At 71.3% G+C, this 15,383-nt stretch carries 16 protein-coding genes and 1 pseudogene; 15 read left to right on the top strand and 2 right to left on the bottom strand.

The genetic code is table 11. From position 1 onward, the window contains the following. The first annotated feature begins 180 nt into the window (after window positions 1-180). The 7 genes from ACFYZJ_RS11560 to ACFYZJ_RS11530 all read left to right on the top strand — a co-directional run bounded on the left by ACFYZJ_RS11560 (window position 181) and on the right by ACFYZJ_RS11530 (window position 8,927). Window positions 181-1,386 carry an EfeM/EfeO family lipoprotein gene (locus tag ACFYZJ_RS11560; RefSeq protein WP_388565748.1) on the top strand — a complete coding sequence of 402 codons (1,206 nt, stop codon included), beginning with the start codon at window positions 181-183 and terminating at the stop codon, window positions 1,384-1,386. Beyond that, window positions 1,383-2,621 carry an iron uptake transporter deferrochelatase/peroxidase subunit gene (gene efeB, locus ACFYZJ_RS11555; RefSeq protein ID WP_388565745.1) on the top strand — a complete coding sequence of 413 codons (1,239 nt, stop codon included), beginning with the start codon at window positions 1,383-1,385 and terminating at the stop codon, window positions 2,619-2,621. Before ACFYZJ_RS11560 ends, efeB begins: the two co-directional genes overlap by 4 nt. A 227-nt stretch (window positions 2,622-2,848) precedes the next feature. Further along, window positions 2,849-4,660: a phospholipase C gene (locus ACFYZJ_RS11550; protein ID WP_388565742.1), complete on the top strand. Its 1,812-nt coding sequence runs from the start codon at window positions 2,849-2,851 to the stop codon at window positions 4,658-4,660. Window positions 4,661-5,146: 486 nt separating this feature from the next. Then, window positions 5,147-6,643: a purine-cytosine permease family protein gene (locus ACFYZJ_RS11545; protein ID WP_388565740.1), complete on the top strand. Its 1,497-nt coding sequence runs from the start codon at window positions 5,147-5,149 to the stop codon at window positions 6,641-6,643. Beyond that, a complete protein-coding gene (locus ACFYZJ_RS11540) occupies window positions 6,640-7,194 on the top strand; it encodes a cysteine hydrolase family protein (protein WP_388565737.1) in 555 nt (184 codons plus the stop codon). The genes ACFYZJ_RS11545 and ACFYZJ_RS11540 overlap by 4 nt, the downstream gene beginning before the upstream one ends. Window positions 7,195-7,335: 141 nt before the next feature. Then, window positions 7,336-7,737: an SseB family protein gene (locus ACFYZJ_RS11535; RefSeq protein WP_388565734.1), complete on the top strand. Its 402-nt coding sequence runs from the start codon at window positions 7,336-7,338 to the stop codon at window positions 7,735-7,737. Window positions 7,738-7,841: 104 nt separating this feature from the next. Further along, on the top strand, window positions 7,842-8,927 hold the full coding sequence (locus ACFYZJ_RS11530) for a hypothetical protein (RefSeq protein ID WP_388565731.1): 1,086 nt from the start codon (window positions 7,842-7,844) through the stop codon (window positions 8,925-8,927). A gap of 150 nt (window positions 8,928-9,077) precedes the next feature. Here ACFYZJ_RS11530 and ACFYZJ_RS11525 read toward each other — a convergent pair whose 3' ends face one another. Beyond that, complete coding sequence (locus tag ACFYZJ_RS11525; protein WP_388565729.1) at window positions 9,078-9,494, bottom strand: MarR family winged helix-turn-helix transcriptional regulator; 417 nt, start codon at window positions 9,492-9,494, stop codon at window positions 9,078-9,080. A gap of 81 nt (window positions 9,495-9,575) precedes the next feature. Continuing rightward, complete coding sequence (locus tag ACFYZJ_RS11520; RefSeq protein ID WP_388565726.1) at window positions 9,576-9,926, bottom strand: VOC family protein; 351 nt, start codon at window positions 9,924-9,926, stop codon at window positions 9,576-9,578. A 165-nt stretch (window positions 9,927-10,091) separates the two neighbouring features. Here ACFYZJ_RS11520 and ACFYZJ_RS11515 point away from each other — a divergent pair. The 8 genes and pseudogenes from ACFYZJ_RS11515 to ACFYZJ_RS11480 all read left to right on the top strand — a co-directional run. Beyond that, window positions 10,092-10,631, top strand: a pseudogene (locus ACFYZJ_RS11515) (glycosyl hydrolase 53 family protein); the annotation flags it as partial. 148 nt (window positions 10,632-10,779) lie between these two features. Further along, window positions 10,780-11,067, top strand: a complete 288-nt coding sequence (locus ACFYZJ_RS11510) for an ArsR family transcriptional regulator (protein ID WP_388565723.1) — start codon at window positions 10,780-10,782, stop codon at window positions 11,065-11,067. 311 nt (window positions 11,068-11,378) lie between these two features. After that, window positions 11,379-11,819 (top strand): hypothetical protein, encoded by a 441-nt coding sequence (locus ACFYZJ_RS11505; protein WP_388565721.1) that lies wholly within the window; start codon window positions 11,379-11,381, stop codon window positions 11,817-11,819. Between the two features lie 118 nt (window positions 11,820-11,937). Next, entirely contained in the window at window positions 11,938-12,900 is a 963-nt protein-coding gene (locus tag ACFYZJ_RS11500; protein WP_388565719.1) for an SMP-30/gluconolactonase/LRE family protein, read from the top strand. 190 nt (window positions 12,901-13,090) lie between these two features. After that, the gene (gene crcB / locus ACFYZJ_RS11495) at window positions 13,091-13,567 is read left to right on the top strand and encodes a fluoride efflux transporter CrcB (protein WP_388565716.1); all 477 of its coding nucleotides are present in this window, start codon (window positions 13,091-13,093) and stop codon (window positions 13,565-13,567) included. Between the two features lie 34 nt (window positions 13,568-13,601). Beyond that, window positions 13,602-13,991 carry a DUF190 domain-containing protein gene (locus tag ACFYZJ_RS11490; protein ID WP_388565713.1) on the top strand — a complete coding sequence of 130 codons (390 nt, stop codon included), beginning with the start codon at window positions 13,602-13,604 and terminating at the stop codon, window positions 13,989-13,991. Window positions 13,992-14,000: 9 nt separating this feature from the next. Continuing rightward, a complete protein-coding gene (crcB, locus tag ACFYZJ_RS11485; protein WP_388565710.1) occupies window positions 14,001-14,375 on the top strand; it encodes a fluoride efflux transporter CrcB in 375 nt (124 codons plus the stop codon). An 85-nt stretch (window positions 14,376-14,460) separates the two neighbouring features. Further along, complete coding sequence (locus tag ACFYZJ_RS11480) at window positions 14,461-15,294, top strand: undecaprenyl-diphosphate phosphatase (protein ID WP_388565707.1); 834 nt, start codon at window positions 14,461-14,463, stop codon at window positions 15,292-15,294. The last annotated feature ends 89 nt before the right edge of the window (window positions 15,295-15,383 follow it).

Raw genomic sequence — 15,383 nt, 5'->3', positions numbered from 1 at the left:
TCCACAGGACTGACGACGACCACGAACGGCGAGCAGTCGGTGAACCATGGCCGAACTCTTGATGTCCGCCTCTGCCGCGGGGCTGTTCGGGCGTACGGTGCCCGCTAGCATCAGGTGATCGCGCCCGCAACCGGGGCGCGTCGGTACGTTCGCACGTCGTCCGGGGAGGCGCGGAGCAAAATGCCGGTGCCCGGCCTCACTTCACGGCGGGCCCGACTCTGGGCCGCGGGCGGAGTCCTCCTCACCCTGACCCTGGTGGCGGCGCTGCTGGCCACGACCCTCGGCGGGGCGCGGCGCGCCCGGGCCGCCGCCGACGACGGGCTGCCGCACACCACCGTCGAGGTGTCACCGAGCGGCTGCGGACGGGGCTGGCACCGGCCGGTGGCCGGCCTGCAGGTCTTCGATCTGCACAACACCTCCAGCGGCCCTGCCGAGGTCTACCTCGAGGACGCCCGCACCCGGGCCGTCTACGGCGAGTTGGAGGGCCTCGCCCCCGGCGCGACGCGGGCGTTGACCGTGCGCCTCGGCAAGGGCTCCTACGCTTTCATGTGCCTGCCCGACGACGCCGGCGCGGTCACCGGCCCCACCGTCCGCGTCACCTCCGGACAGCCCGGGCCCGCGGCGGCCCCGGTCACCGAGCACGACCTGATCCCCCTGGCGATCGACTACCAGAAGTGGGTGGCGGGCGGTCTGAACGAGGTCGTACAGCTGACCGGACGGCTGAAGGACGCCATCGACCGTGGCGACCTCGCCGGGGCCCGGGCCGCGTGGCTTCCGGCGCACCTGGAGTACGAGCGGCTGGGCGCGGCGTACAACGCCTTCGGCGACGCGGACCAGCAGATCAACAGAACGGACGCGGGGCTCGCCGGGGGCGTCCTCGACCGGTCCTTCACCGGCTTCCACCGCGTCGAGTACGGACTGTGGCACGGCGCGGCCGTTGCCGCCCTGCGCGCCCCGGCGGAAGCCCTCGTCAAGGCGGTCACCGCGCTGCGCGACAGCTGGGCCCAGGCCCGTATGGACCCGGCACAGCTGGGCCTGAGGGCCCACGAGATCCTGGAGAACACCGTGCAGTTCGAGCTGACCGGGCGGACCGACTACGGCAGCGGCAGCAACCTCGCCACCGCCCGTGCCAACCTCGACGGCACCCGCGCCGTACTGTCCCGGCTGCGTCCCCTCCTCACCACCCGGTACCCGGACCTGCCCGCCCTCGACCGGGCGCTGGACCGCGCCCAGCACACCCTGGACGGCTTCCACCACGGTGCGAACTGGACGCCGCTCGACCGCCTGGACCGCACACAGCGCGAGCAGGTCGACGCGGTCCTCGGCGACCTCGTCGAGCGGCTCGCCTCCGTGGCGACCATCTGCGATCCACGGAGGACGGTGTGAGCGCGTCCGCGGAGACGAGCGGAGTCGGGCGGCGAGGCTTCCTGCGCGGCGCGGCCCTCGCGGGCGCCGGGCTCGCCACGGGCGGCGCGGCGGCCCCGGCCGCCACCGGTGGCACGAGTGCGTCGCCGGTCGCGCCGTTCCACGGGCCCCACCAGCAGTCGGTGCTCGCCGCCCCGCGCCGGGTCACCGTGTTCACCGCCCTCGACGTGACCGCCCGGAACCGCGCGGACCTCGGCGACCTCCTGCGCACCCTCACCGCCCGCGCCCGCTTCCTCACCTCGGGCGGCACGCCCTCGCCCGTCGGCATCACCGGCCCGCCCGCCGACTCCGGCATCCTCGGTGAACGGCTGCCCTCCGGTGCGCTGGCGGTCACCGTCGGCGTCGGCGCCTCCCTCTTCGACGATCGCTTCGGCCTCGCCCCTCACCGCCCGCGCAGACTGACGACGATGCCGTCCTTCCCGGACGACGACCTCAGGCCCGAGTGGTGCCACGGCGACCTCAGCCTCCAACTCCACGCCGACGACACGGACACCGTGCTGCACGCCCTGCGCGACATCGCCCGGCACACCCGCGGCGGCCTGCAGGTCCGCTGGCGCCTCGACGGGTTCTCCAGCCCGCCGCGTCCCTCGGGCACACCGCGCAACCTGATGGGCTTCAAGGACGGCACGGCCAACCCCGACCCCACGGACGCCCGTGAGATGAACCGCCTGGTGTGGGTGGGCCGCGGCACGGGCGAACCGGACTGGGCCGTCGGCGGCAGCTACCAGGTGGTCCGGTTGATCCGCATGCTCGTGGAGTTCTGGGACCGGGTCTCCCTCCCGGAGCAGGAGCGGATGTTCGGCCGGTCCCGGCAGACCGGCGCGCCCCTGGACGGAAACGCCGAACACGACACGCCCGACTACGCAGACGACCCCAAGGGCGACGTCATCCCGCTGGACAGTCACATACGCCTGGCCAACCCGCGCACGGCGGCCACGGACGACCAGCGGATCCTGCGCCGCGCCTACAACTACGACGCGGGCATGGACAGCAACGGCAACCTCGACATGGGGCTGCTCTTCTGCTGCTACCAACAGGACCTCGCCCGGCAGTTCGAAACCGTGCAGCGCCGCCTCGCGGGCGAACCCCTCACCGACTACATCAAGCCGTTCGGCGGCGGCTACTTCCTCGCGCTGCCCGGGGTGCGGGACAGCGAGGACTGGTACGGACGGGCACTGCTGTCCGGGACCTCCTGAACGTGTGCGGGCTGCCGACCGGTCGGTCCTGAACGCCCGTGCTCCACCCGCCGGGTCAACAAGTGGTCAAGATTTCCCCTGGCTTCCCTGACCCGGTGTTCACTTGACCGCCACCGTGCCTCCAGCATCGTGCCGTTCGTTGACCAGAGCATCCCTGACCGTATGGCGCAATCACGTTCGTGCCCGGAAGGTGAACCACCATGTCCAGCAGGGGAAGACGAGTAACCATGAGGAGCCTCGGCGCGCTCGCGGGCGCCGCCGCGCTCACCGCCCTGGGGGCCAACGCGCCCGCCTGGGCGGCCGTGCCGGACGGGACTCACTCCTCGACGGCCACGCCCATCAAGCACGTGGTCGTCCTCTTCGACGAGAACATCTCCTTCGACCACTACTTCGCGACCTACCCCAAGGCCGCCAACACCGACGGCACGAAGTTCACGGCGTCGAAGAAGACCCCGAAGGACATCGACACCCTGGCGAACGCCGGGCTGCTGACGAAGAACCCCAACCAGTACGCGCCCAAGCGGCTCACCCCGTCCCAGGCCATGACCTGCGACCAGAACCACGCCTACGGACCCGAGCAGTACGCGTACAACGGCGGCAAGAACGACCAGTTCGTCCAGAACACCGACTCCGGCAAGTGCTCCGGCACCCTGTTCGGCGAGCCGGGCCTGGTCATGGACTACTACGACGGCAACACCGTCACCGGGCTGTGGAACTACGCCCAGCACTACGCCCTGAACGACCGTTCCTTCAGCTCGGTCTACGGCCCGTCCACCCCCGGCGCGCTCAACCTCGTCTCCGGCCAGACCCACGGCGTCATCTCCGTGGACCCCACCACCGGCACCGAGAACCCCAAGCAGACCTCCACGCCGGACCCGTACACCGTCAAGTCGCCGGACGCCAACGGTGTCGGCACGGTCATCAACGACCCGGACCCGGCCTACGACGACTGCTCCGGCAAGGACCACACCAGCAAGAACGCGCTGGCCGTGATGCAGGGCCAGAACATCGGTGACCTGCTCAACTCCAAGAAGGTCAGCTGGGGTTGGTTCCAGGGCGGCTTCCGCCCGTCCACCGCGTGGGACGGTCAGCAGGGCCACTACGCCAAGTGCGACACCACGCACACCAACGTCGGCGGTGCCTCGGTCGTCGACTACAGCCCGCACCACTCGCCGTTCGAGTACTACAAGTCGACGTCCAACCCGCACCACCTGCCGCCGAAGAACGTCGACGAGATCGGCCACAACGGGCAGGCGAACCACAACTACGACCTGACCGACTTCGACGCGTCCCTGAAGGCGGGCAAGCTGCCCGCGGTCAGCTTCCTCAAGGCCGCCGAGTACCAGGACGGCCACGCCGGCTACTCGGACCCGATCGACGAACAGCACTTCCTGGTGAGCGAGATCAACGCGATCCAGAAGTCCCCGCAGTGGAAGTCCACGGCGGTCGTCATCGCCTACGACGACTCCGACGGCTGGTACGACCACGCGTACGCCAAGCCGCGCAACGGCTCCACCGACTCCTCGATCGGCTCCAACGGCAAGGCGACCGACAGCCCGGCCTGCCAGGCGGGCCCGGCGGCATCCGGCGGCTACCAGGACCGCTGCGGCCCCGGCACCCGTCAGCCGCTGCTCGTGGTCTCCCCGTACAGCAAGGTCAACAAGGTCGACCACACGCAGACCGACCAGTCCTCCATCATCCGTTTCATCGAGGACAACTGGCACACCGGCCGCATCGGTGACCACTCCTTCGACGCCACCGCCGGTTCCCTCGCAGGCCTGTTCGACTTCCGGCACCCCAACAACAAGCAGGTGCTGCTGAACGCCGACGGTTCCGTGCGGTCGGTCGGCCCGATCCACCCCGTGAAGCCCGTCGCCACCAGCATCACCCCCGGCCCGGCGATGCAGAACACGGCCGCGAGCACGAACGCCTCGTCGTTCCCGTCCGTCCCGGTGGGCATCGCGGCGGGCGCCCTCGTCGCGGCCGGCGCGTCCGGCACCTTCCTCACCCTGCGCCGCAGGGAGCGCGCGGGCGCCTGACCGGGCACCCGTGACGCACATGAGCGGTGGCCCCGGCATCCCGGGGCCACCGCCCGCGTCCAGGAGCTTTTCGCGACAGGCCCTACCGGCCCCGGCGCCCGAGGATCTCCACCAGCTGCCCGTGCAGCCCAGGGGCGGCTCTCGGCCTCGGTGACCAGGGTGCCGGCCTCACGGGCCACCAGGGCGCCCGGCAGCAGGTGGCGGCGTCGCGGCCGAACCGCCAGAAGGCGTCGAGGCGGTCCGGCCGCCGTGTCGGCGATCTGCCACGAGGTGGGGCCCAGATCGCGGATCGCACCCACATGAGGCAGCAGGGCGGCCGCCAGGGTTTCGTGGGCCACGCGGTCGAACACCCCGGGACGGGGCCGCGCGGCAGGGCCGGGTGAACCGGGCGCGGCGCCCGCTTACCCTGGACGCCGGCCCGGGCCGGCCGGGCCTCGGAGCTGCGAACAGCTCTCGCACGAACGCGTCCAGACAGGCAGGTCGACGATGACGAACCCCTCCGACCACAGATCCGGGGGACGGCAGCTCCAGGTGGAGCCGCACGGGCTCGACGTGATCGGCGACGCCGAGCGCAAGGGCACTCCGCGGACGCTGTTCTGGCCCTGGTTCGGGGCCAACGTCTCCGTACTGGGCCTCAGTTACGGCGCCTTCGCCCTCGGCTTCGGGATCTCGTTCCGGCAGGCCCTGGCCGCCGGAGCGATCGGGATCGTCTTCTCCTTCCTCCTCTGCGGTTTGATAGCGGTCGCGGGCAAGCGGGGCTCCGCGCCGACGATGGTCCTCAGCCGCGCCGCGTACGGTGTGCGCGGCAACCGGCTGCCGTCGGTGATCTCCTGGATGCTCACGGTCGGCTGGGAGACCGTCCTGACCGCGCTCGCCACCCTGGCCACCGCCACCGTCTTCGGACGGCTCGGCTGGGGCGGCGGCACCGGGACCAAGGTGGCCGCGCTCGTCCTGGTCGGCGCGCTGACCGTCGTCGGCGGCGTCATGGGTTTCGACCTGATCATGCGCCTGCAGACGGTGATCACCGTGGTCACGGGCGTGCTCACCATCGTCTACATCGCGCTCGTCGCCGGCCACATCCACTGGCACGCGGTCGGTGCCCATCCGGCCGGCTCCGCCCAGCAGTTCATCGGTGCCCTGGTCTTCATGATGACCGGCTTCGGGCTCGGCTGGGTCAACGCCGCGGCGGACTACTCCCGTTATCTGCCGCGCACCTCCTCCAGCCGAGGCGTGATCGGCTGGACCACCTTCGGCGCCTCGGTCGCCCCCCTGCTCCTGCTGGTGTTCGGGCTGCTGCTGGCAGGCTCGTCCGACGCCCTCAGCAAGGCCGTCGCCGCCGACCCGATCGGCGCGCTGACCACGATCCTGCCGACCTGGTTCCTGGTCCCGTTCGCGGTGGTCGCGGTGCTCGGCCTGGTGGGTGGCGCGGTGCTCGACATCTACTCGTCGGGCCTGGCCCTGCTCTCCGCCGGACTGCGGGTGCCCCGCCCCGTGGCGGCGCTGGTCGACGGCGTTTTGATGATCGCGGGTTCGGTCTACATCGTCTTCTTCGCCGACGACTTCCTCGGCCCGTTCACGGGCTTTCTGACCACGCTCGGCGTCCCCATCGCGGCCTGGTGCGGCATCCTGCTGGCCGACCTCGCCCTGCGCCGCCGCGACTACGACGAGGACGACCTCTACCGCCCCAGCGGCCGCTACGGCGACGTCCCGCTCACGCCGCTGCTGCTGACCCTGGCCGCCACGGCGATCGGCTGGGGCCTGGTGACGAACACCGCCGCGAGCTGGCTGGACTGGCAGGGCTATCTCCTCGGTCCGCTCGGCCTCGGCGGCACGTCGGGCGCCTGGGCGTACGCCAACCTGGGCGTGGTGGCCGCCCTCGTGGTGGGCTTCCTGGGCACCCTCGCCCTGGGCCGTGGCCGCGTGCGCCGACAGGAGCAGGAGGCCGCGGGCCGGGCGGCGAACGAGGCGGCACCGATCGCATGACGGCCGCCGACCTCCTCGCCGTGATCGACATGCAGCGCGTCTTCGCCGATCCCGCGAGCCCCTGGGCCGCGCCCCGATTCCGGGAGGCGGCGCAGGGCGTACGGCGCCTGCTGCCCGCTTTCGGTGAGCGCGTCACCTTCACCCGCTTCGTGGCACCCCCGCAGCCCAGGGGCGCCTGGCGGGCGTACTACGAGCAGTGGCCGTTCGCACTGCAACCACCGGACGCACCGCTGTGGCGGCTGACCGACGACTTCGCCGCCCTGGCGCGGCACGTCGTGGACGCGACGACGTTCGGCAAGTGGACGCCCGAAGTGGCCCGGCGTGTGGGGCCCGAAGGCCGCCTCGTGCTGGCCGGCGTCAGCACCGACTGCTGCGTGCTGTCCACGGCCCTCGCCGCCGCGGACGGCGGCGTCGAGGTGCTGGTGGTCGCCGACGCCTGCGCGGGCGCCGACGACACCGCCCACGACAGGGCTCTGCGGCTGATGGACCTGTACCGTCCGCTGATCCGGGTGGTCACCGTGCAGGAGCTGCTCGAGGAGCGGCGGGCCTGAGAGGCCCCGCCCGCGCACGACCGGCCGACACCTGGCGGCGCCGTATGCATGGCCCGGCGTGGGATGGGTACGCGAGGCGGGAGTGCGCCCGGAGCCGCTGGTTCCAGGGCATGCCCGCCCGCATCTACCTGGGGATTCGCCATGGACACTCCGGACAAGAACCACCACCCGACCGCGGCCCAGGCGGCACTGGACACCCTTGCGGTGGACGCCGGGGACGCGGAGGCGCTGGACACGCTGGCCGGGAGCGACGTGCTCGTCCCCGTGCCGGACGACGCCAGCGATGAGGACGCCAACAACCCGAACACCGTCGCGCTGCCCGTCCTGGAGCAGCCGGACGGCGAACAGACCGTACCGGTGTTCACCTCCGAGACGGAGATGGCGGACCTGCTGCCGTTCGTCTCCCGCTACCGCCTGGTGCCGCTCGGCGCTCTCGCGTCCCAGTGGCCCACCGGCGACCTCACCCTCACCATCGACGCGGCATCACCGCACGGCCTGACCCTGAACTCGGACGGGGTGCGCACCCTGCTGGCCCGGCCGTAGGGCTGACCCGGGGGCGGCGGACCGGGCGGCTCACCGGCCCTTGCCGGGGTTGGGGATCCCCCGCGATCCGCTGCGCTGAGCGGCGTCCGGTCCACAATGACCGCATGAGGTGGATCTCCGGCGTGGCCGGCGCGCTGGTGCTGGTGACCGTGCTCTCCAGCATCGTGCGCACTCTGGTGGTGCCCCGCGGGCTGTACTCGATCCTCGTGTACCAACTGTGGTGGGCGCTACGGCGACTGCTGCGGCTGGCCGCGCCCCGCGGCCGCTACGAGGACATCGACCGGGCGCAGACCTGGCTCGCCCCGCTGATCCTGATCGGCATGCTCGCCATCTGGCTCGGTGGGGCGCTCGCGGGTTACGGCCTGCTGCTGTACTCCGTGTCCCCGCTGAACTGGAGCAATGCGTTCCGTGAGGCGGGCTCCAGCCTGTTCACCCTCGGCTTCGCCAGCGGTATACGGCTGCGGCTGTCCGCGCTGGACTTCGGCGCGGCGGCCACCGGGCCGGTGGTCATCGCCCTGCAGATCGCCTACCTGCCCACCCTGTACAGCGCCTACAACCGCCGGGAACTGGAGGTCACCCTGCTGCAGTCCCGGGCCGGCGAGCCCGCCTGGGGCCCGGAGATCCTGGCCCGTCAGTGGCTCGTCGACACCGAGACCGCGCTGCCCGAGCTGTACCGTGCGTGGGAGCGGCTGGCCGCCGACATCGGCGAGAGCCACTCCACCTACCCGGTGCTGATCTCGTTCCGCTCGCCGCGCCCGTACCGGCACTGGCTGGTCGGGATGCTCGCCGTCATGGACGCGGCGGCGATGCAACTCTCCCTCGCGCCGCGCGCCGCCCCACCGGAGGCCCGCCTGGTGCTCCGGGCCGGGTTCACGGCCCTGCGTGACATCGCCCGCTCGCTGCGCTTCCCGTTCGAGGCCGACCCGGCGCCTGACACGCCGATCCGTCTCACCTTCGAGGAGTTCGACGCGGCGGTGGCGATGCTGGAGGCGGCGGGCTTCACGGCGGAGCGGACGGCACGGGAGGCATGGCCGCACTTCCACGGCTGGCGGGTCAACTACGAGGCGATCGCATACGAACTGTGCCGCCGCTGCGACGCCGTACCCGCGCTGTGGAGCGGTCCACGCGACTTCGACTGCCCTCAGATCCCGCCGCGCCGCCCGATGGACCGGCGGCCGGCGGCGGGGTGAGTGTGCGACCTCCGGGTGTGGAAACCGGGCTCCCGCGGGCCGACGGGTGATGCACGCCGTGCGCGAACTGAACGGTCCGACCTGGAGCCACGACGCATCCGGCGCCGTACCCACTGTCGTGATCCGTCGACGGCCGCGGCGCACCCCCGATCAGGAAGCCCGGGACTGGGACTGGGACTGGGACGTGAGCATACGGGCGAGGACCTCGCGCTGCAGCGGCAGTACCTCGGCGTGCAGCGCGCGGCCCTTGTCGGTCAGGGCGACCCACACTCCGCGCCGGTCCTCCTGGCACACCGAACGCCGCACCAGACCCTCCTTCTCCAGCCGCCCGATCAGCCGGGACAGCGCGCTCTGGCTCAGATGGACGCGCCCGGCGAGGTTCTGCACCCGGCACTGGTCGCCGTGGGCGGGCGTCTCGGCGGCGAGGATGTCGAGGACCTCGAAGTCGCTGGCGCCCAGGCCGTGGGGGTGGAGTACACGATCGATCTCGCACATGGTGCGTGCGTGCACCGAGAGGATGTCCCGCCACTGTTCCTCGAGCCGGGCACCGGCCGTCTTCACTGCCATACCCGCACGGTAACAGAAAAGTCCCCGTTTGTTTACAGCGCAACTAGTGTGCGTGCAAGCACTTCACGCAGGGTGAACCGGCTACGCGACCGGGTCCTGGAGGAGACCCACGAGGTTGCCGTCCGCGTCCTTCGCCGAGGCGACCAGCCGGCCGCCGCCGACGTCCTGGACGTCCTGCAGCACCTCGGCTCCGGCGTCCACCAGCGCCCCGAGCAGCGCCCTGATGTCGGACACGTGCCAGTAGGGCACCGGACCGGTCAGCCCCTTGGCGTGCCCGTGGGGGTCGAGACCGATCTCCTGCCCGGCGACCCGGAACCCCACGTAGTACGACTCGTCCACGTACGGTTCCGTCTCCAGCAGGGCGCTGAACAGGGACTTCGCCCGAGCCAGGTCCTTGACGGGATAGACGATGGTCTTCAGGCCGGTGCTCATGGGGTGCCTCCGCGGTAAGTGGGCCGGCGTCGTTCGCCGGTGGTCCCAGGCTACGGAGGGGGAGCGGCGGACGGCTTCTCCGAAACTGACCGGTCGCGGGGGCGCCGACGGCTCGGTGGGCCGAGCGGCGCGCCCCGTGCGACCGGGAGGTCACGCCGACTCGCGTCCGCCAAGACGGTCTCCTCGTCCACCGTCGTGGCGCTGCACCTCGCCATGGGCGGGGACAAGTCCGGCACGGAATGGTGGTTCGACAACGCGGTGGCCGACGGGGTGAGGTTCGACGCCATCGGCCTGTCGTACTACGGCTACCGGCACGGCTCGCTCAGCGACTTCCAGAGCACGATCGACGACGCGGCCTCGCGTTACGGCAAACCGGTGTTCGTCGCCGAGACCGCGTACCCGTTCCGGCTGGACAGCAAGGACTCGCTGACCAACCAGATCGACACCACCGGTGAGCTGGTGAACGGCTACCCGGCGACCACGGCCGGGCAGGCCGCCTGGCTGCGGGACGTGCTGAACATCGTGGAGGCCGTCCCGAACGGCCGTGGCCTCGGTGTCTTCTACCGGGAGGCCACCTGGACCGCGGTCACCGGCAACGGCTGGGACCCGACCGACCCGTCCTCCGGAAACGGATGGGAGAACCAGGCCCTGTTCGACTACGACAACAAGGCGACCCCGGCGATGAACTGGTTCAGCCAATGCTGAAACACCCGTGGGGAATGGCCCGGCCGTGCGGCCGGGCCATTCCCGTCCAAGCAGCTGTTCCGCAACGCCAGTTCGGCCCGATCGGGCCTCGGCGCCGCACCGTCCGTCACGGCACAGTGGGACCAGAGGGCGGTACGGAAGGGACGAGATGCTGAAGAGACCCGCCGGAGACAGGCGGCTGCGGATCCTGGAGTGGCTGAAGGAACCGGGTGCCCACTTCCCGCCCCAGCGGCACGCCGACCTCACCGAGGACGGCGTGACCGCGGCCGCCGTCGCCTCGAAACTCGGCGTACCCCGGTCGGTCGCCGAGTCCGACCTGCGCCTCCTCGCCGCCATCGGCCTCCTCCGCACCAGGCGAATCCGCCGCCGGACCCACTACCGGCGCGACGAGGTACGGATCGCCGAGGTGGCGCGGATGTTCGAGAAGGGGTGGTGAGTCAGCGACACTCCGGCCCCCGGCCTGCGGTCAGCCCTCGGCGACAGCGGCCCCACACAGTTCGCCGCTGCACGTGGCCCGTCCGAACTCCCCGGTGACGGTCGCGCTCGAGGCCCTCGCTCCCGTGCTCGCTCCGGGAATGGTGATGGTCACCGACGTACACGGAGCTGAAAGGGTTGTACGCGGCTGCCGGATTCCCGTGTGGTGTTCGACATGTCGGTGACCTGTGATGTTCCCGAGTTGGCATGCGCTTGGCCAATGCGAGGGGACCGGTTGGCGATCCCCTGGGTCGAGCAAAGGGGTGGGGTCCCATGGGTCAGGCGAACAAGCACATGCCATGCGCGCAGGAGATGCGGCCGCACGCGGCCGCCTTCATCGCACGTGTCACCGCCCGCAACCGGCTGCCCATGGACTACTCCGTGGCCGGCCTGCGCGTCGTGGACTTCATGGTCGACGGCCTGCGCAAGGGCGGGGCCGGCCGCGAGCAGCTGTCCCGGACGCTGTTCGGTCTCGGTGCATACGTCGGTGAGGTGCTCGTGCGTCGTGCGGGGGCGGCGTGGGTGGACTTCGACGCCGAGCAGCGCGCCTACTTCGGGCAGCCGGTCGGCGTACGCATGCCGGACGGGCGGGTCCGGAACCTTCTCGGCAAGGTTCTCAACCGCTTCGAGCTGGGCGGCCCCGAGGAGTTCCTGCAGCTCTTCCATCTGACGTTGCACGGCAGAGCACGCAGAACGGCGGACGTGACGTCCTGACCCACGGCGGTGCGCGCGGGGGCGGACGGCACGGTCGCACGCGAGTCCGAAAGGGAGCGGGCGTCTCCGGGTACCCCCTGCGAGGATGAACCGTCTTCGCAGCGAAGGGCAGGCACGCATGGACCGTCCCACGGCTCTTGTTCCGCTCGGCTACGTCGCGATCGGCGGCCGAGGCCCCGAGGACGTCGTGGTCGACCGACGCGGGCGAGTGCTCACCGGTGTCGAGGACGGCCGCATCCTGCGCCTCGACGGACTCGCCGATCCGAACCGCACCCGCGTCGAGGTGCTCGCCGAGACCGGTGGCCGCCCCCTCGGCCTCGAACTCCTCCCGGACGGCGCGGTGTTGGTGTGCGACGCGCACCGCGGACTGCTGCGCATCCACCTCGAGGACGGCACCGTGCGCGTTCTCGCCGACTCGGTGGCGGGGGAACCCCTGCGGTTCTGCAGCAACGTCGTCGCCCTGTCCGACGGCACGCTGTACTTCACGGTGTCCAGCCGGAGCCACCCCTTCGAGCAGTGGGTCGGCGACATCGTCGAGCACACCGGAACGGGACGGCTGCTACGGCTCGCCCCCGGCGCCGACGCCCCCGAGGTGCTCCTGGAGGGGCTCCAGTTCGCCAACGGCCTCGCTCCCTCCCAGGACGAGTCCTTCCTCGTCGTCGCCGAGACCGGGGCCCGACGCCTCACCCGCTACTGGCTCACCGGACCGAGCTCCGGCCGCGCCGAATCCTTCGCCGAGAACCTCCCGGGAATGCCGGACAACCTCTGGCGCCAAGGACCCGACGGACCGATCTGGGTGGCCCTCGCCGGACCCCGCGTCCCCGCCCTGGACCTGCTGCACCGCGCCACCCCGGCCGTGCGCCGCGCCGCCGCCCGGCTCGCGGTGCGCGCCCCGTACCGCCCCGCGGCCATGGCCGGCGTCCTCGCGGTCGACGACGACGGCCGTGTACGGCGGCATCTCGTCCACCGCCCCTCCGGCTTCCGCATGTCCACCAGCGCCTGCGTCGCCGACGGCCGGCTGGTCCTCGGCAGCGTGTGGGAGCGCGGCATCGCCGTGTGCGAGCTGCCCGCCACCCCGTAGGGGGCGCTCGACCCCGCGTGTGCGCGGCCGCCGTGCCCAGCGGTAATGTGTTCCCCGGCCGCGATCATGCGCCGCGGCGCGGCGGTGGGGCCCGCCGTACCCGAACCGCGGCAGCGCCGCCGCCAACGGTCCCTACTTGCGATGAGCGTGCCCGTCCGGCAGGGCCCCGGCGAGTAGGAGAAGTACGTCCATGTCAGTCCCGCACCCCAAGAGCGCCGACACGACCGGTGCCGTTTCGCCCGAGCCCGCGCGGCGGCCGTCCCCCTGGCACGGACAGGGACCCGTCGTCGCGGTCGTCGCCCTCGGCGGCGGCATCGGCGCCACGGCCCGCTACGGCTCCTCGCTGCTGTGGCCCGCACGGGCCGGGGGATTCCCCTGGACCACCTTCGGGGTCAACCTCGTCGGCTGCGCCGTGATCGGCGTCTTCATGGTCGTGATCACCGACGTGTGGGCGGCCCACCGGCTGGTGCGGCCCTTCTTCGGCACCGGCGTGCTCGGTGGCTTCACCACCTTCTCGACGTACGCCGTCGACATCCAGAAACTCGTCGACGCGGGCCATCCGCGTACCGCCCTCGCGTATCTGTTCGCGACCCTCCTCGGGGCCCTCGCCTCGGTCTGGCTCGCGATGACGGCCACCCGTCGCGTCCTGGCGTGGCGGCAGCGATGAACGACACCACCCGACGGCGCCCGTGGAGGCGGCCATGACACGACTGACCGGCAGGGCCCTCAGACTGACCGTCTTCATCGGCGAGCACGACACCTGGCACCACAAGCCCCTCTACAGCGAGATCGTGCACCGGGCGCACGCGGAGGGTCTCGCGGGCGCGAGCGTCTTCCGCGGCATCGAGGGCTTCGGCGCCTCCTCGCTGATCCACACCTCAAGGCTGCTGTCCCTGAGCGAGGACCTGCCCGTCGCCATCGTGATCGTCGACACGGAGGAGCGCGTCCGTGCCTTCCTGCCCCAGCTCGACGAACTCGTCACCGAAGGACTCGTGACGCTCGACGACTGTGAGGTCATCCGGTACGCCGGACGCGGTGAAACGGGGCGCGGGGCAACCGGGCACGGGGGAACCGGACGAGGGGACAGGTGAGAACTCGTTGTGAATTGGCTGCTTGTGATCGTGGGGGCCATGGTCGGCGCACCCCTGCGTTACCTCACCGACCGCGCGGTTCAGCTCAGGCACGACACGGTGTTTCCCTGGGGCACCCTGGTGGTCAACGTCACGGGCTCCTTGATCCTCGGCCTGCTGACCGGGGCCGCCGCGGCCGGACATGCCTCCCCGCACGTGCAGCTGCTGCTCGGCACGGGGCTGTGCGGGGCGCTGACCACGTACTCGACGTTCTCGTACGAGACACTGCGGCTGACCGAGACCGGCGCGGGGTTCTACGCTGCCGCCAACGTCGTCGTCAGTGTGACGGCGGGCCTGGGTGCGGCCTTTGCCGGGGTTTCGCTAGCCCAGGCCCTGTGGCCCTAGTCGGGGGCCGTCCCCCGGACGTAGTACAACTTCCTCGACACCGCCGTCCACAGCACTGTCGATCAACTCCTCAGAACTGGATCCCATGAGCGTCATCAACGTCGGTCAGGCCGCCGTCCTCGGAGTCGTCGAGGGATTGACCGAATTCCTCCCCGTGTCCTCGACCGGCCATCTCAAGATCACCGAGGGACTGATGGGGATCCCCGTCGACGACCAGGCCGTCGTCGGCTTCTCGGCCGTCATCCAGGTCGGCGCGATCGCGGCGGTGCTCCTGTACTTCCTCAAGGACATCGTGCGGATCGTCTCGGCCTGGTTCCGGGGCCTGTTCAACAAGCAGGAGCGGTACCACCACGACTACAAGTTCGCCTGGTGGGTGATCGCCGCCACCGTCCCGATCGTCGTGGTCGGCCTGGCCGCCAAGCCGCTCATCGACGGACCGCTCGCGTCGCTGTGGGTGGTGGCCGGCTCGCTGATCGTCGGCAGTGCCGCGATGTGGTGCGCGGACCAGATGGGCCGGCACAAGCGCGGCGAGGACGACACCTCGTTCAAGGACGCGATGCTGGTCGGTAGCTCACAGATCCTCGCCCTGCTCTTCCCGGGCTTCTCCCGCTCCGGTGCCACCATGTCGACCGCGCTCGTCCTCGACCTCGACCGGGTGGCCGCCACCCGCCTCTCCTTCTTCCTGGGCATCCCGGCCCTCACCGGCGCCGGCCTCTACGAGCTGAAGGACGCCCTGGGTACGGGGGTGGGCGCCGCGCCGCTGGCCGTCGGTACGATCGTGTCGTTCGTGGTCGCCTACGCCTCGATCGCCTGGCTGCTGAAGTTCGTCGCCAAGCACTCCTTCAACGCCTTCGTGATCTACCGGATCGTGGTCGGCGTGGCCCTCTTCGGCCTGCTCGCCACCGGCGTGCTCAGCTGACCAAGCCCTGGGAAAGCGGCGCCCGAGCTGATCACCGCTGATCGTAGGGGGTCGGGAAGCTGATATTCAGGCTTCCCGGCCCCCTGAAA

Source organism: Streptomyces sp. NPDC001848 (assembly GCF_042891915.1).
Classification (GTDB): domain Bacteria; phylum Actinomycetota; class Actinomycetes; order Streptomycetales; family Streptomycetaceae; genus Streptomyces.
This window is presented reverse-complemented; position numbering and strand designations above follow the sequence as displayed.

Excerpts from the sequence above, each read along its gene's own strand:
- ACFYZJ_RS11560 (WP_388565748.1), top strand. The coding sequence starts at position 181 with ATGCCGGTGCCCGGCCTCACTTCACGGCGGGCCCGACTCTGGGCCGCG.
- ACFYZJ_RS11550 (WP_388565742.1), top strand. The coding sequence starts at position 2,849 with ATGAGGAGCCTCGGCGCGCTCGCGGGCGCCGCCGCGCTCACCGCCCTG.
- ACFYZJ_RS11545 (WP_388565740.1), top strand. The coding sequence starts at position 5,147 with ATGACGAACCCCTCCGACCACAGATCCGGGGGACGGCAGCTCCAGGTG.
- ACFYZJ_RS11540 (WP_388565737.1), top strand. The coding sequence starts at position 6,640 with ATGACGGCCGCCGACCTCCTCGCCGTGATCGACATGCAGCGCGTCTTC.
- ACFYZJ_RS11535 (WP_388565734.1), top strand. The coding sequence starts at position 7,336 with ATGGACACTCCGGACAAGAACCACCACCCGACCGCGGCCCAGGCGGCA.
- ACFYZJ_RS11530 (WP_388565731.1), top strand. The coding sequence starts at position 7,842 with ATGAGGTGGATCTCCGGCGTGGCCGGCGCGCTGGTGCTGGTGACCGTG.
- ACFYZJ_RS11525 (WP_388565729.1), bottom strand. The coding sequence starts at position 9,494 with ATGGCAGTGAAGACGGCCGGTGCCCGGCTCGAGGAACAGTGGCGGGAC.
- ACFYZJ_RS11520 (WP_388565726.1), bottom strand. The coding sequence starts at position 9,926 with ATGAGCACCGGCCTGAAGACCATCGTCTATCCCGTCAAGGACCTGGCT.
- ACFYZJ_RS11510 (WP_388565723.1), top strand. The coding sequence starts at position 10,780 with ATGCTGAAGAGACCCGCCGGAGACAGGCGGCTGCGGATCCTGGAGTGG.
- ACFYZJ_RS11505 (WP_388565721.1), top strand. The coding sequence starts at position 11,379 with ATGGGTCAGGCGAACAAGCACATGCCATGCGCGCAGGAGATGCGGCCG.
- ACFYZJ_RS11500 (WP_388565719.1), top strand. The coding sequence starts at position 11,938 with ATGGACCGTCCCACGGCTCTTGTTCCGCTCGGCTACGTCGCGATCGGC.
- crcB (WP_388565716.1), top strand. The coding sequence starts at position 13,091 with ATGTCAGTCCCGCACCCCAAGAGCGCCGACACGACCGGTGCCGTTTCG.
- ACFYZJ_RS11490 (WP_388565713.1), top strand. The coding sequence starts at position 13,602 with ATGACACGACTGACCGGCAGGGCCCTCAGACTGACCGTCTTCATCGGC.
- ACFYZJ_RS11480 (WP_388565707.1), top strand. The coding sequence starts at position 14,461 with ATGAGCGTCATCAACGTCGGTCAGGCCGCCGTCCTCGGAGTCGTCGAG.